Annotated in this window: 20 protein-coding genes; 12 read left to right on the top strand and 8 right to left on the bottom strand. The window is 67.6% G+C overall.

Annotated elements, in window-relative coordinates:
- Window positions 1–8 precede the first annotated feature (8 nt).
- Genes QMZ25_RS02370 through QMZ25_RS02355 form a run of 4 tightly spaced genes read right to left on the bottom strand, consistent with a single transcriptional unit; the run spans window position 9 to window position 5,366 of the window.
- Entirely contained in the window at window positions 9–716 is a 708-nt protein-coding gene (locus QMZ25_RS02370; protein WP_065174125.1) for a DUF4159 domain-containing protein, read from the bottom strand.
- A complete protein-coding gene (locus QMZ25_RS02365; RefSeq protein ID WP_053515946.1) occupies window positions 716–2,050 on the bottom strand; it encodes a TldD/PmbA family protein in 1,335 nt (444 codons plus the stop codon). Before QMZ25_RS02365 ends, QMZ25_RS02370 begins: the two co-directional genes overlap by 1 nt.
- A 21-nt stretch (window positions 2,051–2,071) precedes the next feature.
- Window positions 2,072–3,706, bottom strand: coding sequence for a TldD/PmbA family protein (locus tag QMZ25_RS02360; protein ID WP_074902370.1), 1,635 nt, complete (start codon window positions 3,704–3,706; stop codon window positions 2,072–2,074).
- Between the two features lie 28 nt (window positions 3,707–3,734).
- A complete protein-coding gene (locus QMZ25_RS02355; RefSeq protein WP_277381262.1) occupies window positions 3,735–5,366 on the bottom strand; it encodes a TldD/PmbA family protein in 1,632 nt (543 codons plus the stop codon).
- A gap of 659 nt (window positions 5,367–6,025) precedes the next feature.
- Between QMZ25_RS02355 and QMZ25_RS02350 the strand changes: the two genes are divergently transcribed.
- Window positions 6,026–6,640: a DUF938 domain-containing protein gene (locus QMZ25_RS02350; protein WP_164152952.1), complete on the top strand. Its 615-nt coding sequence runs from the start codon at window positions 6,026–6,028 to the stop codon at window positions 6,638–6,640.
- A gap of 39 nt (window positions 6,641–6,679) precedes the next feature.
- Here the strand turns inward: QMZ25_RS02350 and QMZ25_RS02345 are convergent, their stop codons facing one another.
- Window positions 6,680–10,366, bottom strand: a complete 3,687-nt coding sequence (locus QMZ25_RS02345) for an indolepyruvate ferredoxin oxidoreductase family protein (RefSeq protein ID WP_283219062.1) — start codon at window positions 10,364–10,366, stop codon at window positions 6,680–6,682.
- 172 nt (window positions 10,367–10,538) lie between these two features.
- On the opposite strand from QMZ25_RS02345, the gene QMZ25_RS02340 reads away from it, so the two are divergent.
- Entirely contained in the window at window positions 10,539–11,177 is a 639-nt protein-coding gene (locus QMZ25_RS02340) for a tetratricopeptide repeat protein (RefSeq protein ID WP_065182080.1), read from the top strand.
- A 72-nt stretch (window positions 11,178–11,249) separates the two neighbouring features.
- Here the strand turns inward: QMZ25_RS02340 and QMZ25_RS02335 are convergent, their stop codons facing one another.
- The gene (locus QMZ25_RS02335) at window positions 11,250–12,734 is read right to left on the bottom strand and encodes an AAA family ATPase (protein WP_065182079.1); all 1,485 of its coding nucleotides are present in this window, start codon (window positions 12,732–12,734) and stop codon (window positions 11,250–11,252) included.
- 123 nt (window positions 12,735–12,857) lie between these two features.
- On the opposite strand from QMZ25_RS02335, the gene QMZ25_RS02330 reads away from it, so the two are divergent.
- The 9 genes from QMZ25_RS02330 (at window position 12,858) to QMZ25_RS02290 (ending at window position 21,853) form a co-directional block, all read left to right on the top strand.
- Window positions 12,858–13,487 carry a ParA family protein gene (locus QMZ25_RS02330; protein WP_053519980.1) on the top strand — a complete coding sequence of 210 codons (630 nt, stop codon included), beginning with the start codon at window positions 12,858–12,860 and terminating at the stop codon, window positions 13,485–13,487.
- Window positions 13,488–13,538: 51 nt separating this feature from the next.
- Window positions 13,539–14,015, top strand: coding sequence for a histidine phosphatase family protein (locus QMZ25_RS02325; RefSeq protein ID WP_053519979.1), 477 nt, complete (start codon window positions 13,539–13,541; stop codon window positions 14,013–14,015).
- 4 nt (window positions 14,016–14,019) lie between these two features.
- Complete coding sequence (locus QMZ25_RS02320; protein WP_283219061.1) at window positions 14,020–14,637, top strand: YceI family protein; 618 nt, start codon at window positions 14,020–14,022, stop codon at window positions 14,635–14,637.
- Window positions 14,634–16,706: a phospholipase D family protein gene (locus tag QMZ25_RS02315; protein ID WP_283219060.1), complete on the top strand. Its 2,073-nt coding sequence runs from the start codon at window positions 14,634–14,636 to the stop codon at window positions 16,704–16,706. Before QMZ25_RS02320 ends, QMZ25_RS02315 begins: the two co-directional genes overlap by 4 nt.
- A gap of 10 nt (window positions 16,707–16,716) precedes the next feature.
- Window positions 16,717–17,151 (top strand): hotdog fold thioesterase, encoded by a 435-nt coding sequence (locus QMZ25_RS02310; protein WP_065182077.1) that lies wholly within the window; start codon window positions 16,717–16,719, stop codon window positions 17,149–17,151.
- A 120-nt stretch (window positions 17,152–17,271) separates the two neighbouring features.
- Window positions 17,272–18,063 carry a lysophospholipid acyltransferase family protein gene (locus QMZ25_RS02305; protein ID WP_053519975.1) on the top strand — a complete coding sequence of 264 codons (792 nt, stop codon included), beginning with the start codon at window positions 17,272–17,274 and terminating at the stop codon, window positions 18,061–18,063.
- A gap of 7 nt (window positions 18,064–18,070) precedes the next feature.
- Window positions 18,071–19,105, top strand: a complete 1,035-nt coding sequence (locus QMZ25_RS02300; protein ID WP_080375346.1) for an alpha/beta fold hydrolase — start codon at window positions 18,071–18,073, stop codon at window positions 19,103–19,105.
- Window positions 19,106–19,161: 56 nt separating this feature from the next.
- Window positions 19,162–21,231 carry a tetratricopeptide repeat protein gene (locus QMZ25_RS02295; protein WP_283219059.1) on the top strand — a complete coding sequence of 690 codons (2,070 nt, stop codon included), beginning with the start codon at window positions 19,162–19,164 and terminating at the stop codon, window positions 21,229–21,231.
- Window positions 21,232–21,241: 10 nt separating this feature from the next.
- Window positions 21,242–21,853: a YbhB/YbcL family Raf kinase inhibitor-like protein gene (locus tag QMZ25_RS02290; RefSeq protein WP_180876358.1), complete on the top strand. Its 612-nt coding sequence runs from the start codon at window positions 21,242–21,244 to the stop codon at window positions 21,851–21,853.
- Between the two features lie 83 nt (window positions 21,854–21,936).
- On the opposite strand, the gene QMZ25_RS02285 is transcribed toward QMZ25_RS02290, so the two are convergent.
- Window positions 21,937–22,764 carry an META and DUF4377 domain-containing protein gene (locus QMZ25_RS02285; protein ID WP_128990212.1) on the bottom strand — a complete coding sequence of 276 codons (828 nt, stop codon included), beginning with the start codon at window positions 22,762–22,764 and terminating at the stop codon, window positions 21,937–21,939.
- A 73-nt stretch (window positions 22,765–22,837) separates the two neighbouring features.
- Entirely contained in the window at window positions 22,838–23,632 is a 795-nt protein-coding gene (locus tag QMZ25_RS02280) for an undecaprenyl-diphosphate phosphatase (RefSeq protein ID WP_053520271.1), read from the bottom strand.
- 219 nt (window positions 23,633–23,851) lie between these two features.
- Between QMZ25_RS02280 and glnA the strand changes: the two genes are divergently transcribed.
- Window positions 23,852–25,261: a type I glutamate--ammonia ligase gene (gene glnA / locus QMZ25_RS02275; RefSeq protein ID WP_053520266.1), complete on the top strand. Its 1,410-nt coding sequence runs from the start codon at window positions 23,852–23,854 to the stop codon at window positions 25,259–25,261.
- Window positions 25,262–25,328: the final 67 nt, after the last annotated feature.

Below are 25,328 nucleotides of genomic sequence, written 5' to 3'. Positions count from 1 at the left end.
GCTCTCACTCAATTGTTCAATGCGTACATCACGATGTTGACGCCGAAGCGCGTGTTGTCCTCGGCCAGGAAGCGCTTGTTGCGCCAGTCGTAATCCCACTCGCAGCCATAATCCTTGTTGCTGTACAGCACGCCCAGGCGGCCATCGACCTCGATGCCCTTCAGATAGTCGTGCACCAGATCGTCGCCCCAGCCGTTCAGCTCGAAGCTGGTGGCCGGTGGTCCATCGGGGAAGCGGAAGAAGCTGCGGTACAGCGCGTGGCTGTTGGGCAGCTTCTGCAGCGCCCGGGGCCCGAACAGGCGGCCCATCTGCGCCTCGAACGAGGTTGCGAACAGGCCATCGATGTCATGGTTGCAGTCATCGACGAAGACGAAGCCCCCGTTGCGCACGTAGCGCACGAAGTTCTGCCGCTCGGCGGCGTTGAATTCCACCAGCGTGTGCCCGGCCAGGTAGCAGAAGGGGGCTTCCAGCATGCGTGGGTCGGCCAGTGCCACCACGTGTTCCTGCGGGTCCACGCGCAGGGAGGTGTAGTCGATCAGCGAAGTGATCAGGTTGGACGGCATGCGCGCGTCCACGTCCCAGTCGCCCGAGTCGTACTGCAGGCGGGTGAACCAGAAGTCGTAGCGCGAACTGCGCGGGCCTGCCTGTGCCCAGGCCGGAAGCGCGGCCGCCGAAGCGGCAGCAGCCAACCAGCGCAGGCAGGCCCGGCGATCCATCAGACGGCGTCGGACAACGAGGTGAAGGTGAAATCGCGCAGCTTCATCGGCGGGATCATCATCACGAAGCTCGACTCGTCGCCGGCCACGCGCACCGGCTTGCCCAGCTCTTCGATGTTGTTGAGCATGATCACCGGCGATTCGTTGAAGCGGAAGTTCTTCACCGGGTGCTTGATCTGGCCGTTCTCGATGTAGAAGGTGCCGTCGCGGGTCAGGCCGGTCAGCAGCACGGTCTGCGGATCGACCATGCGGATGTACCAGGTGCGGGTGACCAGGATGCCCTTCTGGGTGCCACGCACCAGCTCGGCGGTGCTCTTCTCGCCACCGCTCATCAGCAGGTTGCCCGGCGTGGCCTTGGCGGTCTTGCCCTGCTTCTGCGCCCAGAAGCGCGAGTAGTCCAGGTTGGCCACCTTGCCGTTCTCGATGATGGCCAGGCGCTCGCGCGGCATGCCCTCGTTGTCCCACGGCAGCACCGGCGCTTCCGGGTGCCACGGATCGGCATACATGTTCACGCGTGGGTCGTAGACCTGCTCACCGAGCTTGTTGCCGCCGCCCTTCTTCGACAGGAAGCTGCGGCCTTCGTCGGCCGAGCGCGCACTGAAGAAATTCATCATGAAGCTGATCAGGCCTGCGGCTGCGGCCGGCTCCAGGATGACCGTGTACTTGCCCGGCTCCAGCGCCTTGGCTTCGGCCGACTCGGTGGCCTTGCGCATGGCGATGCGGACATCCTGGTCGGCCTTGAAGTCCGCCGCGTCCTTCAGGTTGCGGCCGACCCAGCCCGATCCGCGGCCGTCCTCGGTACGCACGGTGCAGGTGTAGTCGAAGTTGGTGGTGCGCTGGTAACCGAAGTTGCCGTTGCTGTTGGCAGTGGCGTAGAAGCCCTGGCCATCTTCAAGGAAGCCTGCGGCAATCAGTCCGTTGCCACGGCAGGGCGCGATCGAATCGGCGGCCACCTTGGCGCGGAATGCCGGATCGATGGCGGCGGTGGACTCGCTGAAGGTCGGGCTCGGCCGGTAGGTCTGCTTGCCGATGGCGGGCATGAACTCCGGGTTCTCCGGTGCCAGGCGGGCCAGATCCTCGGCGCGGCGCACCACGCGTTCCAGTGCGGCGTCGTCGAACTCGTTGATCGAGGCGGTGCCTACGCGCTTGCCGAAGGCCACGGTAACGGCAAGCTCGGTGTTGTCCACGATGCCGCTGGTGGAAACGTTGTTCAGGGCGAAACGGATGTTGCCGGCGATCGATCCCGCCAGCACGGCGGTGCATTCATCGGCCTTGGACAGGGCGATGACCTTGTCGAGGATGGCCTTGGCCTGGGCTTCGGTGAAGATACTCATGGTGTAAGGGCTCCTGACCGGTCAGCCGAGGCTGCGTGCGGTGTTGATGACATTGATGCCGTTGAAGCGTGCGGTCGACGAGCCGTGCGAAACCGCCGAGACCTGGCCGGGCTGGCCCTTGCCGTCGAAGAACGAGCCGCCCAGGCGGTAATCGCGTTCGTCGGCCACGGCGGTGCAGGCGTTCCAGAACTCCGGCGTGCGGATCTGGTAGGCCACGTCCTCCAGCATGCGGGTGATCTGGCCGTTCTTGATCTCGTAGAACAGCTGGCCGCCGAACTGGGCGTTGTAGCGCTGCTGGTCGATCGAGAACGAGCCGTCGCCGATGATGTAGATGCCGTTCTCCACGTCCTTGATCAGGTCCGGCACGCTCAGCGGCGTCTTTCCCGGCGCCATCGACACGTTGGCCATGCGCTGGAACTGCACGCTGGACCACGAGTCGGCATAGCAGCAGCCATCGGACTCGGTCTTGCCGAGGATGTGGGCCTGGTCGCGGATGGTCTGGTAGTCGACCAGCTTGCCGTTGCTGATCAGGTCCCAGCGCTTGCACTTCACGCCTTCATCGTCGTACGCGACCGCGCCGAGGCTGCCCGGCTGGGTCTTGTCGGCGAACACGTTCACCAGCTCGCTGCCGTACTGGAAGCGCTGCTCGCGCTTGTCCAGGGTGGCGAAGCTGGTGCCGGCGTAGTTGGCCTCGTAGCCGAGCACGCGGTCCAGCTCCAGCGGATGGCCGATCGACTCGTGGATGGTCAGCCAGGTGTGCGACGGGTCCAGTACCAGGTCGTACTTGCCCGGCTTCACCGACGGCGCCTTCAGTTTCTCCTGCGCCTGCTTGGCGGCCGCGATGGCGTCCTCCTTCATGTCGTAGGAGGAACTGTAGTTGACCACGCCGTTGGGGCTGACGACCTTGCCGGCGGCGGCGCCGTCCAGATACTCGTAACCCAGGCCCATCGGCGCAGACAGGCCTTCGCGGGTGCGGAACTTGCCACTGGTCTTGTCGATGGCGGTGACGGTCATCGGTGCCCAGATGCGGTGCACGTCCTGGTCGATGTAGGAGCCATCGGTGGATGCGAAGTACTTCTGTTCATTGACCAGGAACAGCATCGAATTGACGAAGCTGGCACCGGCGCCGATCGCTGCGGCATTGACGTCCAGCAGCAGGTCGACCTTCTCCTTGATCGGCACCTCCATCGCATTCTTGCGGATCGGCGTGCGCCAGCTGACCTCGCCCACGCCGGGCGTGCTGGCCAGCTGCACCGGCGCGCTCTGCACGCCTGCGTTGGCCTTGGCGATGGCCGCAGCCTGCTGGGCGGCCCTGGCCACGTCGGCAGTACCCAATGCGTTGGTGGCGGCGAAGCCCCAGGCACCGTTGACGATCACGCGGATGCCCACACCGGTGGACTCGGTGTTCACCACGTTCTGCACCTTGTCTTCGCGGGTGATCACGAACTGCCGCAGATAGCGGCCGATGCGCACGTCGCAGTAGGTGGCGCCGGCACTGCGGGCGGCCTGCAGGGCAGCATCGGCCAGGCGCTTCTTCAGCGCGGGGTCAAGGCTGGACTGCAGCTGCTCGGCGGCGATCACTTTGCCGAAGAAGGACGGCACGATCAGGCCGCCCGCGGTAAGCCCGGTCAGGGCCAGGAAGTCACGTCTGTGCAAGGCTGCTCTCCATGAACGATGGGGTGGCTCAAGCGCCGAGACTGCGCGCGGTGTTGATGATGTTGATGCCGTTGAAGCGGGTGGTGGACGAACCGTGCGACACCGCCGAGACCTGGCCCGGCTGGCCCTTGCCGTCGAAGAACGAGCCGCCAAGGCGGAAGTCGCGTTCGTCGCAGATGGCCGTACAGGCGTTCCAGAACTCCGGCGTGCGGATCTGGTAGGCCGCGTCCTCGACCATGCCGGCGATCTTTCCGTCCTTGATCTGGTAGTACAGCTGGCCGCCGAACTGCGCGTTGTAGCGCTGCTGGTCGATGGAATAGGAACCACGGCCGTGGATGTAGATGCCGTTCTCCACGTCCTTGATCATGTCCTCCACGCTCAGTGACTGCTTGCCTGGCGCCAGTGAGACATTGGCCATGCGCTGGAACTGCACGCTGGACCAGGAATCGGCGTAGCTGCAGCCATGCGACGCATCGCGGCCGAGGATGTGTGCCTCATCGCGCGTGGCCTGGTAATCGACCAGGATGCCGTCGCGGACCAGGTCCCAGCGCAGCGTCTTGACGCCCTCGTCGTCATAGCCGACGGCACCGAGGCTGCCCGGTTGGGTCTTGTCGGCAAAGAAGTTGACGATGTCGCTGCCCCAGCGGAAGCCAGCATCGCGCTTGTCCAGGGTGGCGAAGCTGGTGCCGGCGTAGTTGGCCTCGTAGCCCAGCACGCGGTCCAGCTCCAAGGGATGGCCGACGTTCTCGTGGATGGTCAGGAACAGGTTGGAGGGATCCAGTACCAGATCGTACTTGCCGGGCTTCACCGACGGCGCCTTCAGCTTCTCGCGCGCATGCCGCGCCGCTGCGATCGCATCTTCAACCGGATCGTAGGAGTCGCGGTAGGCGGTGATGCCGCCGGGCAGCTGCACCTTGCCGCGCGCGTCGCCATCGAGGAACTCGTAGCCCATGCCCATCGGCGAGGACAGACCGGCGCGGGTGCGGAACTTGCCGGTGGCCTTGTCGATGGCGGTGGCCGTGAAGGGCAGCCAGATGCGATGGATGTCCTGATCGATGAACGAGCCGTCGCTGGAGGCGAAGTACTTCTGTTCGTTGACCAGGAACAGGGTGGAATTGATGTAGTCGGCACCGGCGTTCATCGCCGCCGCATTCAGGCTCAGCAGCAGGTCGACCTTGTCCTGGATCGGCACCGCCATCGCGTTCTTGCGGATCGGGGTCTTCCAGCTCACATCGCCGACGCCGGTGACCGGTGCCAGCTGCACCGGCCGGCTCTGCAGGGGGGCGTTGGCGCGTGCGATGGCGGCGGCCTGCCCGACGGCGGCCAGGACCGCGGCGGGGGTCTGCTCGCGGGTGGCGGCGAAGCCCCATGCACCGTTGACGATGACCCGGATGCCGATGCCGGACGACTCGCTGTTGGTGACGTTCTGCACCCGCGCTTCGCGGGTGATCACGGCCTGGTTGAGGTAGCGGCCGATGCGCACATCGCAGTAGGTCGCCCCGGCCCGCTTGGCAGCGGCCAGCGCGGCCTCGGCCAGCACCTTCCTGCGGGCCACGTCGCCCGGTTCGAGCAGCTGCTCGGCGGCGATCAGCCGCGCGTGCGGCAGCAGCAGGCCGGCCATGCCCAGACCGGATAAAGCCAGGAACTCACGTCGTTGCACAGCGCTCTCTCTCACTCGCGTGCGGCCGGCAACGGGCCAAGCCGATCACGTCAACTGCTCGACTTTCGCCAGCGGAGGGCAATCAGCACAAGTGACTGCAGTCATGGGTGGGGCGCGGCAGGGCTTGCCGCCCTGCACTTGCTGGAATCAACGTCAACGTCAACGTCAAAAGCGGGCATTCCGTGGGATGGCGGGGTGGGTCCGGTTGCGGGGGACGGCGTGAATACGTCCCTGTAGCCTCGGTCGCGCCATCCATGGCGCTCACGCCCCCGCAACCGGACCCACCCCGCCTTCGACAGTTGGCCGGTGGCCAGCAGATCCACGTCATGCGTGGATGAAAGCTGTTGGATATCGAATCAAATTCCGGGGTCAGATCCGTTCTCCTGCGGAAAACGGATCTGATCCCAAGAGTATTTCCGACAGATCGCGGCCAACTGTCGAAGGCGGGGCGCTGTGGGTTTGCGGGGTGTGAGCCGCATGGATGCGGCGACCAAGCCCCCATGGACGGGTTCACGGCGCCCCCGCAAACCCACAGTGCCCCGCCATCCCACGGAATGCCCGCTTTTGACGTTGATGTTGCTTCGGTGGGTGCAGGGCGCAGCCCTGCCGGACACCCTCCCTCGTGCACAATGGCCCGACCCCGTCCGGATGCCATCCCGATGTCGAGCAAGCCGTATTCAGAAGCCTGCGAACGAAACCGCGAACCGATCGCTGCCGCGCTCGATCCGTGGATGGGCGACCGCCACCGGGTACTGGAGATCGGCAGCGGCACCGGCCAGCACGCCGTGTTCTTCGCCGAACGCTGGCCCTGGCTGCGCTGGCAGCCCAGTGATCACCCGGACCATCTGCCGGGTATCGAGGCGTGGCGCGCCGAGGCGGCACTGCTGAACCTGCTGCCGCCGGTGGCGCTGCAGGTTGAACTGCCACCGGCAGCAGGGCTGCCGGTGCCCGAGGGCAGTCTGTTCGACGCCGCATTCAGTGCCAATACGCTGCACATCATGAGCTGGGAGCACGTGCAGGCGCTGTTTGCCGCGTTGCCGTCGGTGCTGCGACATGGCGCACTGCTGGCGGTGTATGGCCCCTTCAACTACGGCGGCCGCTACACCAGTGACAGCAATGCGCGGTTCGATGAGTGGCTGAAGGCGCGGGATCCGCGCAGCGGCGTCCGCGATGCGGAGGCCGTGCAGGCGCTGGCCGCGGAAAGCGGCTTCACCCGCCTGCGCGATGTGGGGATGCCGGCCAACAACCGCCTGTTGGTGTGGCGGTTGGGCTAGGCAACCGCCGCGGCTGACGGTGGCCGGTGCTCCTCCGGCTCAAGCCACCTGCACGATATGCAGCGCCTTCGGGTTGCGCCACTGCGCCAGCAGCGCAGCTTCCCGCGCCTTGGCGCTCTCCACATGCGCTTCCTTGACGTGGCCGAAGCCGCGGATGTGCTCGGGGATGCTGGCGATCTCCACGGCCAACGCCAGGCGACCGTCGTCCAGCCCGTCCAGCAGCAGCTGCACGGTGGCTTCGTAGTCGCCGATCAGCTTGCGCTCCATGCGGCGCTCGGCAGTGCGGCCGAACACATCGAAGGCACCGCCCCGCAGGAACTTCAGCTTCGCCAGCAGGCCGAACGCCTTGAACATCCACGGGCCGTACTCCTTCTTCTGCAGCCGGCCCTGTTCATCCTTCTTCGCGAACAGCGGCGGCGCCAGATGGAAGCGCAGCTGGTAGTCACCCTCGAACTGCTGCTGCAGCCGGCGTTGGAAATCACCGCTGGTGTACAGGCGGGCGACTTCGTATTCGTCCTTGTAGGCCATCAGCTTGAACAGATAGCGGGCCACGGTCTCGGTCAGCGCGGTCGAGCCGCCGATGCGCTCGCGTTCGGCGGCGCGCACGCGTTCGACCACGCTGCGGTAGCGATCGGCGTAGGCGGCGTCCTGGTAGTCGACCAGGAACGCGGCGCGGCGTTCGATCATTTCATCCAGCGAGCGCGACAGGCGCGCGTCGTCCAGCGGCAGGAAGGCAACCTCGCCGCCATGCGAGGGCAGGCCACGCAGTTCGCGTTCGTCGCCGGTGTTGCGTGGCGCAGCGGTGGCACCCCACTCGTTGCCTTCCCACTCGCCCGGTGGCAGCGGATGCAACGGGCCGGGCGTGGATTCCGTATCGGTATGGCGGTTGCGCACCAGGCCGGCGGCCTCCTGCACGGCCTGCGGATCGATCGCCGCCAGCCGGCCCCAGGCGAAGGCCTGCTGGTTCATCGCCACCGCCGCGCCGTTGAGCTCGATGGCACGCATCAGCGATTCGAACGACAGCGGCACCAGGCCCTGCTGCCAGGCGTAGCCGAGGATGAACAGGTTCGCGGCGATCGCATCGCCCAGCAGCGCCGTGGCCAGTTGGGTGGCATCGAGCAGCAGCGGCTCATCGCCGCCCAGCGCCACGCGCACGCCAGCGATGATGTCGGCCGCCGGGAACTGCATGTCGGGACGGGTGGTGAACGTGCCCGGCATCGCTTCGTAGGTGTTGAGCACGACCTGCGAGCGGCCCGAGCGCACCTTCGACAGTGCCCAGTAATCGTTGACCACCACCATGTCGCAGCCCAGTACGAGGTCGGCCTCACCGGCGGCGATGCGCACGGCGTGGATGTCCTCCGGCCGGCGTGCGATGCGGATATGGGTGGTCACCGCGCCGCCCTTCTGCGCCAGGCCGGTCTGGTCGAGCACCGTGGCGCCCTTGCCCTCCAGGTGGCCGGCCATGCCCAGCAACGCGCCGATGGTGACCACGCCGGTACCGCCCACGCCGGTGATGAGGATGTTCCAGGGCTGCTCCAGGCTGCCGCGCACCGTCGGCGCCGGCAGGTTGTCCAGCAGGGACGATGCATCGCGCCGGTTGCCCTTTCGCGGCTTCCCGCCATGCACCGTGACGAAACTCGGGCAGAAGCCATTCACGCACGAGTAGTCCTTGTTGCAGTTGGACTGGTCGATCTCGCGCTTGCGCCCGAACTCGGTTTCCTTCGGCAGCACCGAGACGCAGAAGCTCTTCTTGCCACAGTCGCCGCAGCCCTCGCAGACCAGCGAGTTGATCATCACGCGCTTGGCCGGATCTTCCAGCTTGCCGCGCTTGCGGCGCCGCCGCTTCTCGGTGGCGCAGGTCTGTTCGTAGATCAGGATCGAGACCCCCTTCACCTCGCGCAGGCGCTTCTGCACCTCGTCCAGCGCGCTGCGGTCGTGGAACTCGACGTCACTGGGGAAATGCTCGCGCTGGCGGGTCCACTTGGCGATGTCGTCGGACAGCACCACGATGGTGTGGATGCCTTCGGCGCGCATCTGCCGGGCGATATCCGGCACGCTGAGCGGGCCATCCACCGGCTGGCCACCGGTCATCGCCACCGCATCGTTGTAGAGGATCTTGTAGGTGATGTTGACGCCGGCCGCGATCGCCTGGCGGATCGCCAGCGAGCCGCTGTGGAAATAGGTGCCGTCGCCCAGATTCTGGAACACGTGCGGGGTATCGGTGAACGGCGCCTGCCCTGCCCAGGTCACGCCTTCGCCACCCATGTGGGTGAATGTGTCGGTGCTGCGGTCCATCCAGGTCACCATGTAATGGCAACCGATGCCGGCCAACGCACGTGAACCGTCCGGCACCGTGGTGGAGGTGTTGTGCGGGCAGCCCGAGCAGTAGTGCGGTACGCGCGGGAAGCTGGCGCGCGGCAACGCGAGCTCGGCCTCCTTCTGCTGCATCCACTGCAGGCGCTGTTCGATCGACTCGTTGTTGAAGAACCGCTGGATGCGCCGGCCGATCACGCCGGCGACGGTGGCCGGGGTCAGCTCGCCGGTGGACGGCAGGATCCATTCACCGGCTTCGTCGTACTTGCCGACGATGGACGGGCGCGGGCCCCAGCTGGCCGGCCAGTTGAAGAACTGCTCCTTCATCTGCCGCTCGATGAAGGCGCGCTTCTCCTCCACCACGATGATGTCGTCCAGGCCCTGCGCGAAGCGGGCGATGCCTTCCGGCTCCAGCGGCCAGGTCATGCCGACCTTGTAGACGCGGATGCCGATGTCGGCGCAGGCGGCCTCGTCCAGGCCCAGGTACTCCAGTGCCTGCAGCACATCCAGGTAGCTCTTGCCGGTGGTGACGATGCCCAGCCGTGCACGCGGCGCGTCCATCACCACCCGGTCGATGCCGTTGGCGCGGGCGAAGGCCTGCGCCGCCTTCACGGCATAGCGGTGCAGGCGCATCTCCTGGTCCAGCGGCGGGTCCGGCCAACGGATGTTGAGGCCGCCGGCCGGCATCGGGAAGTCGTCCGGCAGCACGATGCGACGCGCCAGCGGATCCACGTCGACCGATGCCGACGATTCCACCGTCTCGGCGATGGTCTTGAAGCCGACCCAGCGCCCGGTATACCGGCTCATCGCCCAGCCGAGCAGGCCCATGTCGAGAATGTCCTGCACGCCCGCCGGATTCAGCACCGGCATCATCGCGCTGACGAATTCATCCTCGCTGCCGTGCGGCAGGGTGGAGCTGCGGCACGCATGGTCATCGGCCGCCAGCGCCAGCACGCCGCCATGACGGGACGTGCCTGCCGCATTGGCGTGCTTGAAGACGTCGCCGCAGCGGTCCACGCCCGGGCCCTTGCCGTACCACATGCCGAACACACCCTGTACGTTGGCGCCGGGGAACAGGTTGGTCTGCTGGGTGCCCCAGACCATGGTGGCGCCCAGGTCCTCGTTCAGGCCCGGGGTGAACTTCACCCGCGCGGCCTCCAGGTGCGTGCGGGCGCGCCACAGCTCCAGATCGAAGCCGCCCAGGGGGCTGCCGCGGTAGCCGCTGATGAACCCCGCGCTGTCGATGCCTTCGGCGGCATCCCGCAGCCGCTGCATCAGCGGCAGCCGCACCAGCGCCTGCACCCCGCTCAGGTAGATCCGTCCCTCGTTGCGGGTGTACTTGTGATCGAGCGTGTAATCACGGTCGATCAGGTCGGCGGAAGAGGGCGAGGTGAGTTGCGCGGTACTGGTCATGGCTGGCCCGGTCAGGATCGGCTGGCACCGGCCGCGTGCAGGCACGCGACGGGGAAGGCGCGAATTGTAGCAGTGAGGCCGCGCAGGCCCCGGCACTCGCGCCGGCGGCCATGCTGCGGTTAGGATCGGGAGGAGAGAGAGGGGCTGCGGTCGCAGCCCGGGGGAAGAAGGAATGTCAGTGGCAGTAAAGATCCTGACCGGCATCCTGCTGGTCTCGGGGGCGGCCTCCGCGTGGGCGGCGCCGGTATTGCCGGCGCCACAGGAGTTCTATTTCGACAACGATGCCGCGGCTGCGCCGATGGTGGTCGTGCAGCAGTCGCAGGGCGATGCCCTGGTGGCGCAGCTGCTCAAGCAGCGCGAGCGTGGCCGGCGCGTGGTGGAAGCGACCGTGCAGCTGGCCTCGGTGGCGATCGCGCAGGGCCGTACCGAACTTGGCGAGCAGCTGTACCGCGAAGCATTGAAGGATGCCCCGGTGCAGAGCAGCGTCGGTCGCGGCGTACGCTGGAACTATGGTTGGGACCTGCTGCGGCAGGGGCAGCCGGAGGCCGCGCTGGAGCAGTGGCAGGCCGCCGCCGGCAGTACGCTCAGCAAGCCGAGCTGGTTGCCGCCAAGCTACGCGTTGGCACTGTGGCGCCTGGGGCAGAAGGAGCAGGCAGTGCAGTGGTACGCCGCTGCCGTGCGCACCGAACCGTCGCAGTGGAGCGACAGCAGCCGCTACGCGCAGCTGCTGCCGCAGTGGCGCGAGGACGAGCGCGCGTCGCTGGCCGAAGTACAGCAGGCCTGGGCTGCCGCGCCGCCGGCCTGGCCCTGAGGGCAGGCGTGGTGCCGGGGTGCACCCGGCACCTGCAGAGGGCAACAGCCTGCGGCGCGGGTGGCAGACCGCTCAGTCGTCCGCAGACACCGTGCGACCGGACGCCCACTCGCGCAACGCCGCCACCTGCTCGGCCATCAGCACCGACAAGGGCCGTGTCGCCCGGATCTCGCCCATCAGCGTTTCGGTATCCAGCGGCCGGTTCTCGGCATGGGCCGCATACAGCCCGGCCACGATGGCCTGCTCGATCTCCGCACCGGAGAACCCGTTGGACGCTGCGGCAAGCGCCGGCAGCGCGAAGTCGTCCGCAGTGAGCTGGCGTCGCCCCAGGTGCAGGCGCAGCAGTTCCACCCGCACCTCGGGCGAGGGCAGGTCAACGAAGAAGATCTCGTCGAAGCGTCCCTTGCGCAGCAGCTCCGCGGGCAGCTCATGCACCTGGTTGGCGGTAGCGACGATGAACACCGGCGCCTTGCGTTCGGCCATCCAGGTCAGCAGGTAGCCAAGCACGCGGCGCGATACCCCACCGTCGTCGCCACCACTGGCCAGGCCCTTCTCGATCTCGTCCATCCACAGCACGCAGGGCGCCAGCTGCTCGGCCGAGGCCAGGGCCTGGCGCAGGTTGGACTCGGTCTCGCCGTGGTACTTGTTGTACAGCGCGCCCACGTCCAGGCGCAGCAGCGGTACGCCGAACCCGGCGGCGGTGGCCTTGGCCAGCATCGACTTGCCGCAGCCCTGCACGCCCAGCAGCAGCATGCCGCGCGGTGGATCCAGCCCTGCCGGTGCCGAGCCGGCGATGAACGCGACACGGCGCTGGTTGATCCAGCGCTTGAGCCGGTTGGCGCCGGCCACGTCACCGAAGCGCGCGCTGTCATGCTCGAAGAACAGGTGGCCGCTGCGGTTGAGCAGCTCGAACTTCAGCCGCGCCAGCTGCGGCAGGTCGTCGTCGCGCAGCGCACCGTCGGCGTAGATGAGCTGCCGGGCGATGCGCCGGGCGTCGACCAGGCTCAGGCCCTGCAGGTTCTTCAGGATCTTCTTCACCGCCTCGCTGTCGACCTCCACGCGGCGGCCACCGTGCTCGCGTGCATAGGCATCGGCCTCTTCGCGCAGCATCTTCAGCAGCGCATTGGCGTCGGGCAGGCGCGGGTTGAAGCGCACCGCCAGGGCTTCCAGCTCGGCCGGCAGTTCGACCTTGGCACCGATCAGCACCAGCACATGGGGTTCGCTGTGGCGGCGCTGGATCAGGTCGCGCAACGCGCGCTGGTGGCTGGCATAGCCCAGATAGGGATGGAAATCGAGCAGCAGGTACACCCCGCGCTGGTCGGCCTGGCGGATCATCTGCAGCGCCGCGCTGGCATCGGGCGGTCCGACCGGCGCATCCTCGCTGTCCAGATCGATGCGGCGCAGGCCCTCGGTGATCGACCAGCGGTGCAGGGCCCGCCATACATGCATCAGTGTCTGCCGGAACAGCTCGACGATGCGGCCCTCGTCCTGGGTCTCCACCACGATCAGGGGGGTGTTGGCGCGGATCAGCGCGCTCAGGTCCTGCAGTTCGCTCATGCGGGTTCGATCCTTCGGGGGCGCCACCATAGCAAAGCCGATGCCGACAGGTTCAGCGCGGCTCTACCTCCCGTCACCATCGCCGGTGTACGCTCGGGGCACGTACCCGGAAGCGAGGCTGGCATGAAGACGATCCTGGTGGCCGGTTCCAAGGGCGGGGTGGGCAAGACCACCGTCGCCACCCACCTGGCCGCGTACGCGGCATTGCAGGGCAAGGCCACGGTGATCGCCGATGCCGACCCGCAGGGCTCCAGCACCCGCTGGGCACAGCGCCGCGCCGGCCTGGAAAGCGCGGTGCTGCCGATCGACGTGTACCGGAAGAAGCAATGGGCGCAGAAGCTGCCCGATGGCACCGAGACCGTCATCATCGATGCGCCTGCCGGCGCGTTGGCCGACGATATCCCCCATTTCCTTGATGCCGCCGATGCGGTGGTGGTGCCGGTGCTGCCCTCGGCGCTGGACATCGAAGCCATCGTCGGCTTCCTCAACAGCCTGGCCCAGGTGCCGCGCGTGCACAGCCGCAAGCTGCCGGTGGGGCTGGTGCTCAACCGCACCAAGCCCTGGACCCAGACCTCGCAGCAGGCGCTGCAGATGCTGGCCGAATGGCCGTACCCGGTGGTCGCACAGCTGCGCGACAGCCAGAGCTACGTGGTCATGACCGGCCTGGGCCGCAGCCTGTTCGACTATCGCTCCGCCCAGGTGCGCGAGCACCAGGCCGACTGGGAACCTCTGCTGTCCTGGCTGAAGCTGTGACCGTTCACGCCTGGGCCCTTGCTCCACTCCCCGATTCCATGGATATCCGCGATGCGTGAACTGATCCTGCTGCGCCATGCCCACGCCGAACCGGCCACCCCGGGCCAGGCCGACCTCGACCGGCCCCTGTCGCCGGTCGGGCTTGCCGAAGCCGAAGCCGCCGGCCGCTGGCTGAAGGAGAACAAGCTGCTGCCGGATTGCGTGCTGTGCTCGCCTTCGCGGCGGACCCGCGAAACCCTGGAAGCGGTGATGGCGGCCATCGGCTATGTCGAAAAGCGCCTGGAAGACCGCATCTACGAAGCCACCCCGGGCACCCTGGCGGCACTGGTGGATGAACGCCGCGATCTCGACCGCGTGCTGGTCGTGGGCCACAACCCCGGCCTGGAACGGCTGGTGGCCCTGATGACCGAAGGCAGCAGCAGCGATTACCGCGGCATGCCGCCGGCCGGCATCGCGGTGCTCGGCTTCCCGCGCGAAGCGGCGATCGAGCCGGGCGTGGCCAGCCTGAACGCCTTCTGGTGGCCGTGAGCCGATGAGCCTGCGGTGGCCCGGCCGCTGCCTGTTGCCCCTGCTGCTGGCACTCGCCCCGGCCTGGGCGGGCGTGCCCCATCCAACCACGTTGCCTCCGGTGCGCGCCGATGGCCCCCGCGTGCTGCTGCTCGACACCCAGCATTCGCGCATCGGCTTTGAAGTACGCACCCGCTTCGGGCAGCGCATCGAGGGGGTGTTCCCGCAGTTCGAGGGGCGCATCGAGGTGCTCTCCGACGGCCGCCACCAGGTGCACCTGAAGATGTTCACCCGGTCGGTGGAGATTCCCGGCAAGGCCCGCTACACCGGCTGGATGCGGGGCGAGGAGTTCTTCGACGCCGGGCGGCACCCCATGGTGGAGTTCGATTCGCTGCCCTACTGGCCCGACACGGTGGCCGAAGGCGGCGACATCGAAGGCCGTCTGACCCTGCGCGGGGTCAGCCATCCTGAATCGCTGCGGGTCGAGAAGGCGCAGTGCGCCCGACCCGGCTATGATTGCGACGTCGTCAGCCGCGGTACCGTGCAACGAGGCCGGTATGGCATGGACAGCTGGCAGCTTGCCTTGAGTGACCGAGTGACCTTCGTATTGCGAGCGCGCCTGAGCGAGGCGCCGAAACCGTGAATCTGCTGCTGCGGGTGCTGGCGCTGGCAGCGGTGTTGCTTGGCAGTGGCTGTGCGTCGCTGTCGCACGCCGAGCGCGACCGTGCCGAAGCGATTGCCGTGCAGGCGCGCTCCACCGAGGTCGAGTGCCAGCGTGCCGACCGCTGCGCGCAGGAGTCGCCGCTGCGCGCGCTCGCCGGCCGCGCATTCAGCGAGTCCACCGAAACCCGTCCCCGTCATTACGCCACCCTGCTGGACGAGGGGGAGGGCGCACTGGTCGCGCGCCTGAACCTGTTGCGCAGTGCCACCCGCAGCATCGATCTGCAGACCTATATCTTCGACAAGGACGACAGTGCCCGGCTGGTGATCGATGAACTGCTCGCCGCCTCGAAGCGGGGAGTGAAGGTGCGGCTGCTGATCGACCAGCTCTCGGCCATCTCCGACCTGCAGATTCTCGGCGCCCTGTCCGGCGCCCACGAGAACTTCCGGCTGCGGGTGTACAACCCCACCTTCGGCAAGGCGCGGCTGAACTACTTCGACTATGCCGGCAGCGTGCTGTGCTGTTTCCGCCGCTTCAACCAGCGCATGCACAACAAGCTGCTGGTGATTGATGACGCAATCGGCGTGGTTGGCGGCCGCAACTACCAGGACGACTATTACGACTGGGACCGCGAGTACAACTTCCGCGATCGCGACGTATTGATCGCCGGCCCGGAAGTGCGCGAGATGGCGGCCAACTTCGATGCGTTCTGGCGCGCCCGCCGCAGCGTGCCGGCCGAACGCCTGAACGACGTCGGACGCACGCTGCTGCGCGAGGGCGTGCCGAACCTGCCGCCCGCCACCTTCCGCCGTCCCGAGCGGGTGCAGCGGGTCAGCGCGGAGGCCAACGACATGGACTTCGTCACCCGCTCCTTCGTCGACACCGCGTTGCCGGTGGCGTCGGTGCGCTACGTCGCCGACCTGCCGCGAAAGCATCGGCGCGAAAAGGTCGATGCGCCGCTGGCCAGCCAGCACGTCACCGAGCCACAGCTCGACGCACTGATCGCCAGCGCGCAGCACGAAGTGATCCTGCAGACGCCGTACCTGGTGCTGTCCAAACCCGCGCAGACATTGTTCCGCGATCTGCGCAAGCGTCCGCAGCCGCCGCGCGTGCTGGTGTCCACCAACAGTCTGGCGGCCACCGACAACCCGATCGTCTACGCGCTGTCGTACAAGTACAAGCGGCGCAACATGCGTGAGCTGGGCTTCAACATCTTCGAATACAAGCCGTTCCCGCTCGATGCGCCGGTCGACTACCGCAACCTGCTGCCGGACCCGATCGAGGCGCCGCCGGGCCAGGACAGTGGCGGACGCAATCCGTTGATCGGCGGCAGCGCTGCCGGCAGCAATGCCCGCAGCGGCGGCACGTCCACCGCCACCGACGCCACCGCCACCACGAGTGGCGCCGACGAAGCGCCGGCGGTTTTCCGCCCCCGCACCGGCAGCGCCTACGAGAATGCGCGGGCGCGCCGCCGCGCCGCCGGCAGTGAAGTGGAAACGCGTCTGCTGCGCACCGAGACGCGGCCCTCGTTCCTGGGCAGCAAGGCGGTCAACAAGCCGCTGCCCGTGACCCGCAAGGGTGCGCGCATGGGGTTGCACGCGAAGTCGCTGGTGGTCGACCGCCGTATCGGCGTGGTCGGCACCCACAACTTCGATCCACGCAGCGAGAACTACAACACCGAAGGTGCGGTGATCATCGACGATCCGGTGTTCGCCGAGCAGCTGGCGCAGAGCATCCTGCGCGACATCCACCCGCAGAACTCCTGGACGGTTGCGCCACGCGCCAAGCCGCCGGTGCTGTCCGGGCTCAACTACAGCGTCGGCAAGGCCTCCGAGGCGCTGCCGATCCTCGATTTCTGGCCGTGGCGCTACGCCACCGACTACGAGTTCAAGCCGGGTCCGGACTGCCCGCAGCCGCTGCCCCGGCAGAGCCCGGACTTCCACCAGTGCTACGTCGCCGTGGGTGACTTCCCTGAAGTCAACGTCGGACCAAAGTGGCTGCTGGTGCGCATGCTGACCGCATTCGGCGCCGGCCTCGTCCCCATCCTCTGAAGGTGCCCGCATGACCCAGGTGTTCCGCGAAGCCGTATCCCTAGAGCAGCTCAACGCGCTCAGCCGCAACACGGCCATCGCGTCGCTGGGCATCGTCTTCAGCGCTGCCGGTGAAGACTGGCTGCAGGCCACCATGCCGGTGGACGAGCGCACCCGCCAGCCCTACGGCATCCTGCATGGCGGCGCATCGGTGGTACTGGCCGAGACCCTGGGCAGCAGCGCGGGCAATCTGTGCGTGGAGGCCGGAAAGCAGGTCTGCGTGGGCCTGGAGATCAACGCCAACCACGTGCGCGCGGTGCGTTCGGGCACCGTCACCGGTACCGCACGCGCGCTGCACGTGGGTCGCAGCACGCAGCTGTGGGAGATCCGCATCGAGGACGAGCAGGGCCGGCTGGTGTGCATCTCGCGGCTGACCCTGGCCGTGGTGGCTGCCGGCCACGGCTGAGCCCCCGGCCAGGCCCGCGACAGCGGCGGAACCCAGCGTTCCCCGCCGATTGCCCCGATCTAGCGGATTTATGGCCTGAACCAGCTGGCAGCGATGGCAGCCCTCCGGTATCGTGCGCGGATGACTTCCCCCACTCCGGCCCCCCGCGGCGGCGTGGCGCGTGTGTGCCGTTACCTGTACCGCGTACCGCTGCTGTTGGTCCACATCCTCGTGTTCCTGCCGCTCACCCTGCTGGGCATGCTCGCGCCGTGGGCGAACCTGCGCGTGGGCCAGGACCGTCTCGGTGCCAAAGTGGTGAACGCGTGGCAGGGCGGCCTGATGTGGATCTTCGGTTTCCGCCTGGTGCGCTTCGGCCAGCCGCTGCCCGGCGCGGTGCTGTTCGTCGCCAACCACGTCAGCTGGGTCGACATCAGCATCCTGCACAGCCAGCGCATGATGGGCTTCGTCGCCAAGCGCGAGATCGCCGGCTGGCCGGTGGTCGGCTGGCTGGCCGCGCGCGGCCAGACCATCTTCCACCAGCGTGGCAACACCGAGTCGCTCGGTGGGGTGATGCAGGTGATGGCCGATCGCCTGCGTGAAGGCAAGGCCGTGGGCGTGTTCCCGGAGGGGCGCACCCGCGGGGGCCACGAAGTGGGCCCGTTCCACGCCCGGATCTTCCAGGCGGCAGTCGAGACCGGTGTGCCGGTGCAGCCGGTGGCGCTGGTGTACGGAACGAAGGGCGACGCGCAGACGATCGTGGCCTTCGGCCCGGGCGAGAGTTTCTTCGCCAATTTCCTGCGCCTGCTCGGTGAGCCGGCGCGACGTGCGGAAGTGCACTTCCTGGCGCCGATCGGTGCCCAGGACCTGGAAGGCCGTCGGCGCATCGCGGAGACCTCGCGCGCGCGCATCGTGGCGGCCATGAGCGGGGAGTGAGGCCGTGGTGGCCCTGGTCCCGCCACCGCCTGTCGACGCATCCGCGTCGATGCTGACCGCGGCCGATTACCAGCCGCCGCGCTGGCTGCGCAATCCCCACCTGCAGTCGATGCTCAGTTCCAGCCGCATGCGCCTGCAGCGCGGCCTGCTGCTGCTGGCCGCCACCGGCGCGGTCAGCGAGGAAATGATCCTCGATGGTGGCGAGGGCGTGCGCCTGCAGGGCTGGCACAGCCACGTCGAGGGGCGCGAGCCGCGTGGCATCGCACTGCTGCTGCATGGCTGGGAAGGCAGCGCCGAGTCCAGCTACATGCGCATGGCCGCCGCGCGCATGCTCGAGCAGGGCTTCGACGTGGTGCGGCTGAACTTCCGTGACCATGGCAACACCCATCACCTCAACCCCGGCATCTTCCATTCCAACCTGATCGACGAAGTGGTGCATGCCGCGGGCGATGTCGCCCAGCGCTGGCCGCACCTGCCGCTGGTCGCCGCTGGCTACTCGCTGGGTGGCAACTTCGTGCTGCGCCTGGCCCTGCGTGCGCCGGCAGCCGGCGTGCCGCTGCTGCGGGTGGCCTCGGTGTGCCCGGTGCTGGACCCGGCGTTGACCATGGAGAGCATCGAGAACGGCCCGGCGATGTACGACTGGTATTTCCGCCGCAAGTGGACCGTCTCGCTGCGCCGCAAGCGCGACCTGTTCCCCGAGTTGAGTGATTGCGACGATCGCGTGCTGAAGCTGGACATCCGCGCGCTGACCGCATGGCTGGTCGAGCGCCATACCACCTTCGGTTCGCTGCAGGCGTACTTCGACGGCTACTCGATTGCCGGTGATCGCCTGTCCGGGCTGCAGGTGCCGGCCGACATCCTGATGGCACAGGATGATCCGGTGATCCCGTATTCGACATTCCGCGACTGGCAGCTGCCACGCCAGGCGCATCTGGAAACGGCGTGCTGGGGCGGTCACTGCGGTTTCCTGGAAAACTGGCGCGGTGACGGCTTCTCCGAGCGCTGGGTGGCGCAGCGCCTGCGGCGGGTTCTGCAGGCCTGAACCGGGACCGGCGCGCAGGCCGCTACAATGCGGGTTTGCCCTTGAACCGGACCGCCATGCAAGACCAGATCATCCAAGCGTTGCGCCAGAACGAGGCCGGCCAGGCCGTGCAGCTGGCCCAGGCGTGGACCCGTGACGAACCCGGCCTGGCCGCGGCCCACCGCTGGCTGGCGCTTGCGCTGCAGCGGCAGGGCAAGCCCGGCGACGCGATGGACGCCCTGCAGCAGGCGCTGCGGCTGGCCCCCGACGATGCCCAGCTGCATCTGCAGCATGCCGGCCTGCTGTTGGCGCTGCGCGAATACCAGGGCGCCGACGAGGCGCTGCTGCGTACCACCGATCTCAATCCGAACGCATTTTCCGCCTACCTGATGCAGGCGCACCTGGCGATCGGCCGCAATGACTTCGACGAAGCCCAGCGCCTGTCGACCCTGGCCGCGCGCGTCGAACCGGATCATCCCGATCTGCTGCACATCGACGGCATGATCGCCCTGCGCCGTGACGATCCTGATCGCGCGCTGGCCCTGCTGTCGCAGGCCAACCAGGCCCAGCCGAATGATCCGCGCGTGCTGTATGCACTGGGCTTTGCCTATCTGGGCAAGGACATGCTGGCATTCGCCGAGCAGGCCTTCCGCCGCGTGCTGGAGCTCAACCCGTCGCTGTCGTCCCTGCACGGGCTGGTCGTGCAGCTGGCGTTGCGGCAGGGCAATCTCGAGGCCGCCGCCGAGGCCATGCAGGTGGCGCTGCAGCAGCCAGGCATGGACCACGCATCGCTGCGGCGCCTGGCCGGTGAGCTGGCGCTGCGCAGCGGGCAGCCGTTGCAGGCGCTGGAGCATCTGCTGCCGCTGCTGGAATCGCAGCCCGCAGACCGGCAGATGCTGCAGCTGCTGCTGATGTCGTGGCAGCGGCTGGGCCGCGAGGAAGAAGCACGCGCACGCCTGGATGCGGCGCTGGAAAACAACCCGCAGCTGCATGACCTGTGGCTGGCACGCCTGTCGGTGGAAGAGGTGGGCAGCGATGCGGCGGTTGCCGTGGTCGAGCGCTGGATCGAAGCGATGCCTGGCCATGTGCCCGCCCTGGAGGCGCGTCTGCGGCTGCACGACATGGCGGGTGAGCACGCACAGGCTGAAGGCATCGCAGAACGCATCGTCAGCCTCGAGCCGGGCCGTGTCAGCGCCGAGTCCCGCCTTGTCGAGGGCCTGCTGCAGCGCGACCCCGCTGCTGCCGTCGCCCGCGTGCAGGCGCTGATCGAACAGGCCGCGGAGGGCCATCGCGCTGACCTGCGCACCTGGCTGGGCGAGATCCAGGATCGCGCCGGGCAACCGGATGCCGCCCTGGCAACCTGGCTGGCGCTGCAGGCCGACCAGGCGCCGCAGCGCCTGCCGCTGCCGCCGCAGGCGAAGGCACCGCCGAGCTGGCCGGACAAGGGCAGTGTCGACGAATCCAACACGTCGGCGCCGATTTTCCTGTGGGGCGCACCGGGTTCGGGTGTGGAGCGCGTGGCGACCGGCCTGGCCGCTGCCAGCCCGGTGCTGCGCAGTGATCGCTACACCAGCAACCCGCCGGATGACGCGTTCCAGAACTACCACACGCTGCAGGACCTGGCGTCCGGCGTGCTGACGCCGGAGCGGCTGGTGCAGCGCTGGCGCGAGCAGCTGCCGGCGCGCGGCGTGCAGGGCGACACGATCATCGACTGGCTGCTGTGGTGGGACAACGCGCTGCTGTGGGCGCTGCGCCCCCAGCTGCCGCAGGGCCGCCTGCTGATCGTGCTGCGTGATCCGCGCGACATGCTGCTGGACTGGGTGGCCTATGGCGCTGCCGCGCCGCTGGCGATGACCTCGCTGGCCGAGGCCGGCGAATGGCTGGCGCGTGCGCTGGCCCAGGTCGCGACCCTGAACGAGGAAGATCTGTACCCGCATGTGCTGCTGCGGATCGATCACATCGGCAATGATGCGCAGGCGATGGCCGAGCTGCTGGGACGCCTGTTCGAGCGCCCCATGCCCGTGGCAGCCCAGCTTGGCGTGCCGCGCTTCCCGCCGGGCCACTGGCGCCACTACCGCGACGTGATGAGCGCCGCTTTCGCCCAGCTGACACCGATCGCGGTGCGCCTGGGCTACCCGGAAGAGTGAGGACCGTCCGATGAAACTGAGCAGCCACAGCCTGACCAACGGCGCACCGATCGACCGCGAATTCGCCGCCGGCGACACCGCCGGTTTCGCGCCGGACCGCAATCCCCACCTGGCCTGGAGCGATGTGCCCGAGGGCACCCGCTCGTTCGTGCTGATCTGCGTGGACCCGGATGTGCCGACCGTGCCGGACACCGTCGGCCGCAGCGATATGACGGTGCCACGCGACCAGCCGCGCTGCGACTTCGTGCACTGGGTGATGGCCGACATCCCTGCCAGCGTGCACGAGATCGCCGCGGGCAGCTGCAGCGATGGCTTCGTGGTCAAGGGCAAGGCCGCACCGGCCGGTCCGGCCGGCAGCCGGCAGGGCCTGAACGACTTCACCGGCTGGTTCGCCGGCAATCCGGACATGGCCGGTGATTACCTGGGCTACGACGGCCCGTACCCGCCGTTCAACGACGAGCGGCTGCACCGCTACTTCTTCCGTGTGTTCGCGCTGGACGTGGCCGTGCTGGCGTTGCCGGAGCGCTTCACCGCCGCGGATGTCCATCGCGCGATGCATGGCCATGTGCTGGCCGAGGCGGCGCTGCACGGCACCTACACGTTGAATCCGGCGCTGGCCTGACCGCGCAGCGTGTTTCTGCAGCGCCGGGCAATACGCCCAGCGGCAACGAAGAAGGGCGGCCCTGCGGCCGCCCTTCTGCATGCTTACTTCTTCTCGACGGCCGACTCGACCACCATGTCCAGCACATACGCCTGCGACGGCGCATCGGCCGGCGGGTTCTTCACCTCGTAGCGCTTCACCCGCACGACGTTGCGCACGCCGTCTTCGTGGGTGTAGCCCTCGATGTTGCCGTAGAAGTTCTCGAACTTGCCCGGCTCGCCCTGCTTGAGGCCCTTGTCGTCATACTTCACCTCGCGGACCTGCAGGCACTGGTAGTCCGGGATCAGCGGGTGCGAGCACTTCTCGGTCCGGGCGGCCACTTCCAGGAACACGGTTTCGCCGGCGCCGCCATAGCGGGTTTCAGCGGTGGGTTCCGGAGCGAAGACCAGCGTGTCGCCCTGTGCGCCGGTCAGGGTCAGCATGCCGGCGGCATCCTGCTCCGCCTTCAGTTCGCCCTGCAGGCGGCTGGATACGGCCTCGTCCAGCGCCATCAGCGACTTGTCCGCGCAGGCCATCATCGTCGAGGCCATCGCGCTGACACTCAGCTTTCCGTCGGCCAGGGTGTAACCGCCACTCATGCGGTTGCAGGTATTGCTGACCGACAGGCGGCCATCGACGAAGTCCAGGGTGACCGGCTTGTCTTCACGGGCGAACAGCGCGTCGATGCGCTTGCCGTCGGCGGCCGTGGCCTTCTGCAGCCGCCAGTGCTGGCTCTGCAGGCGCTGCGCGTCCAGATGCGCCAGCGTCTGCTGGTCTGCCGCCTTGGTCGCCGCCGGGGCCACGTCGTCGCCGCCGGTTCCGGCCGGGGCCGGGGTCTGGCTGCAGGCGGCCAGCAGGGCCAGCGGGAGGAGCAGGGTGAGCTTGCGGTTCATGGTGATTCTCCTTGGGGAACCGAGGGGGAAACGGGGCGGGGCCGGCAACGGGGTTGCCGTTCCCCGCCGCTGTTCAGGTGCCGGACGGCAACCACAGCAGCAGTGCGGCACCCAGCGCGATGCGGTACAGGGCGAACGCGGTGAAGCGGTGCGATTTGATGTAGCCCAGCAGCCACTTCACTACGATGAAGCCGGTGATGACGGCGGCAACGAACGCCACGCCGACATCGGCCCAGTTCTCGCTGGCCAGTTGTCCCTTCTTGGCCAGCTCGAGGAACGCATAGGCGCTGGCGGCGAACATGGTGGGAATGCCGACCAGGAACACGAACTCGGCGGCGGCTGCGCGACGGCTCAGGCCCAGCAGCATGGCCAGGAAGATGGCCGACGCCGAGCGCGAGGTGCCGGGGAACACGCCGGCCACCACCTGTGCCAGACCGACACCGATCGCCACCGTCCAGGTGACCTGGTCGCGGTCGGGCAGGCGCGCGGTATACAGCTCCACCAGCAGCATCCAGATGCCGCCGATGATCAGCGCCCAGGCGATCGGGCTGACCGTTTCCGGAAGTTCCCAGCCGAGCAGGCGCACCGGCAGCCCGACCACGGCGGTGACCAGGAATGCCGCGCCCAGCTTGAACACGTAGTCGCGGTTCTCGCGCTGCCCCAGGCCGGTGGCCAGACTCCACAGGCGCTGGCGGAACACCAGCACCACGGCCAGGATCGCGCCGGCCTGGATGATGATGTTGAAGAAATCCGAACGTGCGCCCAGCCAATGCTGGGCGATCAGCAGGTGGCCGGTACTGGAGATCGGCAGGAATTCGGTCAAGCCTTCGAGGATGCCCAGCAGCAGGGCGGAGAGCAGGTCGGACATGGACAGTGCGGGCGCGTGCGGCGGAAGAAGGTCGAGAGGATAGACCATCCATGCCGCACCAAAGGGGTGCATCCGCGTGCCTGCGCACCCCTTTGGTGCAGGCTGTGCCGCACTGACGCAGTGCACGCTGTGTGAAATCAAGGACTTGCAGGGCGCAAAAAGTTGGCACGGTCATTGCTGTACCTCAGCAGGCATTCATTCCCATCCGAGGTCGTACCGATGTCCGTGGAAAACGTTGAGAAGCTGATCAAGGACAACCAGATCGAGTTCGTCGATCTGCGCTTTGTCGACATGCGCGGTGTCGAACAGCATGTCACCTTCCCGGTCAGCATCGTCGAAGCGTCGCTGTTCGAAGAAGGCAAGATGTTCGATGGCAGCTCGATCGCCGGCTGGAAGGGCATCAACGAATCGGACATGGTCCTGCTGCCGGATCCGTCCAGCGCCTATGTCGATCCGTTCTACGCCGATCCCACTCTGGTGATCAGCTGCGACATCCTCGATCCGGCCACCATGCAGGCCTACGGCCGCTGCCCGCGCGGCATCGCCAAGCGCGCCGAGGCCTACCTGAAGTCCTCGGGCATCGCCGAATCGGCGTTCTTCGGCCCGGAGCCGGAATTCTTCATCTTCGACTCGGTCCGTTTCGCCAATGAAATGGGCAACACCTTCTTCAAGGTCGACTCGGAAGAAGCCGCCTGGAACAGCGGCGCGAAGTACGACGGCGCCAACAGCGGCTACCGCCCGGGCGTGAAGGGCGGCTACTTCCCGGTGCCGCCGACCGACACCCTGCACGACCTGCGTGCGGAAATGTGCAAGACGCTGGAACAGGTCGGCATCGAAGTGGAAGTGCAGCACCACGAGGTGGCCACCGCCGGCCAGTGCGAGATCGGCACCAAGTTCAGCACCCTGGTGCAGAAGGCCGATGAGCTGCTGCGCATGAAGTACGTCATCAAGAACGTCGCGCACCGCAACGGCAAGACCGTCACCTTCATGCCCAAGCCGATCGTCGGCGACAACGGCAGCGGCATGCACGTGCACCAGTCGCTGTCCAAGGGCGGCGCCAACCTGTTCTCCGGCGACGGTTACGGCGGCCTGAGCCAGCTGGCGCTGTGGTACATCGGCGGCATCTTCAAGCATGCCCGCGCCATCAATGCCTTCGCCAACTCGGGCACCAACAGCTACAAGCGCCTGGTGCCGGGCTTCGAAGCACCGGTGATGCTGGCCTATTCGGCGCGCAACCGTTCGGCGTCGTGCCGCATTCCGTGGGTCTCCAACCCGAAGGCACGCCGCATCGAAATGCGCTTCCCCGACCCGATCCAGTCCGGCTACCTGACCTTCACCGCGCTGATGATGGCCGGCCTGGACGGCATCAAGAACCAGATCGACCCGGGCGCACCGAGCGACAAGGACCTGTACGACCTGCCGCCGGAAGAAGAGAAGCTGATTCCGCAGGTCTGCTCCTCGCTGGACCAGGCGCTGGAAGCGCTGGACAAGGACCGTGAGTTCCTGAAGGCCGGCGGCGTGATGAGCGATGACTTCATCGACGGCTACATCGCGCTGAAGATGCAGGAAGTGACCAAGTTCCGCGCGGCGACCCACCCGCTGGAATACCAGCTGTACTACGCCAGTTGACCGGGCGGCGATGGCGGCGGGCTTCCCCCTCCCACCCGCCGCCATCGCCTCCGATCTTTGCGGCTGG

This window comes from Stenotrophomonas sp. RS-48 (assembly GCF_030053245.1).
Taxonomy (GTDB): Bacteria; Pseudomonadota; Gammaproteobacteria; order Xanthomonadales; family Xanthomonadaceae; genus Stenotrophomonas; species Stenotrophomonas maltophilia_P.
The sequence above is the reverse complement of the archived record's forward strand: the minus strand, read 5'-3'. Positions and strand labels throughout refer to the sequence as shown.

Coding starts and splice junctions, on each gene's coding strand:
- QMZ25_RS02325 (WP_053519979.1), top strand. CDS start 13,539: ATGCGTGAACTGATCCTGCTGCGCCATGCCCACGCCGAACCGGCCACC.
- QMZ25_RS02280 (WP_053520271.1), bottom strand. CDS start 23,632: ATGTCCGACCTGCTCTCCGCCCTGCTGCTGGGCATCCTCGAAGGCTTG.
- QMZ25_RS02335 (WP_065182079.1), bottom strand. CDS start 12,734: ATGAGCGAACTGCAGGACCTGAGCGCGCTGATCCGCGCCAACACCCCC.
- QMZ25_RS02295 (WP_283219059.1), top strand. CDS start 19,162: ATGCAAGACCAGATCATCCAAGCGTTGCGCCAGAACGAGGCCGGCCAG.
- QMZ25_RS02350 (WP_164152952.1), top strand. CDS start 6,026: ATGTCGAGCAAGCCGTATTCAGAAGCCTGCGAACGAAACCGCGAACCG.
- QMZ25_RS02305 (WP_053519975.1), top strand. CDS start 17,272: ATGACTTCCCCCACTCCGGCCCCCCGCGGCGGCGTGGCGCGTGTGTGC.
- QMZ25_RS02330 (WP_053519980.1), top strand. CDS start 12,858: ATGAAGACGATCCTGGTGGCCGGTTCCAAGGGCGGGGTGGGCAAGACC.
- QMZ25_RS02290 (WP_180876358.1), top strand. CDS start 21,242: ATGAAACTGAGCAGCCACAGCCTGACCAACGGCGCACCGATCGACCGC.
- QMZ25_RS02310 (WP_065182077.1), top strand. CDS start 16,717: ATGACCCAGGTGTTCCGCGAAGCCGTATCCCTAGAGCAGCTCAACGCG.
- QMZ25_RS02370 (WP_065174125.1), bottom strand. CDS start 716: ATGGATCGCCGGGCCTGCCTGCGCTGGTTGGCTGCTGCCGCTTCGGCG.
- QMZ25_RS02345 (WP_283219062.1), bottom strand. CDS start 10,366: ATGACCAGTACCGCGCAACTCACCTCGCCCTCTTCCGCCGACCTGATC.
- QMZ25_RS02285 (WP_128990212.1), bottom strand. CDS start 22,764: ATGAACCGCAAGCTCACCCTGCTCCTCCCGCTGGCCCTGCTGGCCGCC.
- QMZ25_RS02340 (WP_065182080.1), top strand. CDS start 10,539: ATGTCAGTGGCAGTAAAGATCCTGACCGGCATCCTGCTGGTCTCGGGG.
- QMZ25_RS02320 (WP_283219061.1), top strand. CDS start 14,020: ATGAGCCTGCGGTGGCCCGGCCGCTGCCTGTTGCCCCTGCTGCTGGCA.
- glnA (WP_053520266.1), top strand. CDS start 23,852: ATGTCCGTGGAAAACGTTGAGAAGCTGATCAAGGACAACCAGATCGAG.
- QMZ25_RS02365 (WP_053515946.1), bottom strand. CDS start 2,050: ATGAGTATCTTCACCGAAGCCCAGGCCAAGGCCATCCTCGACAAGGTC.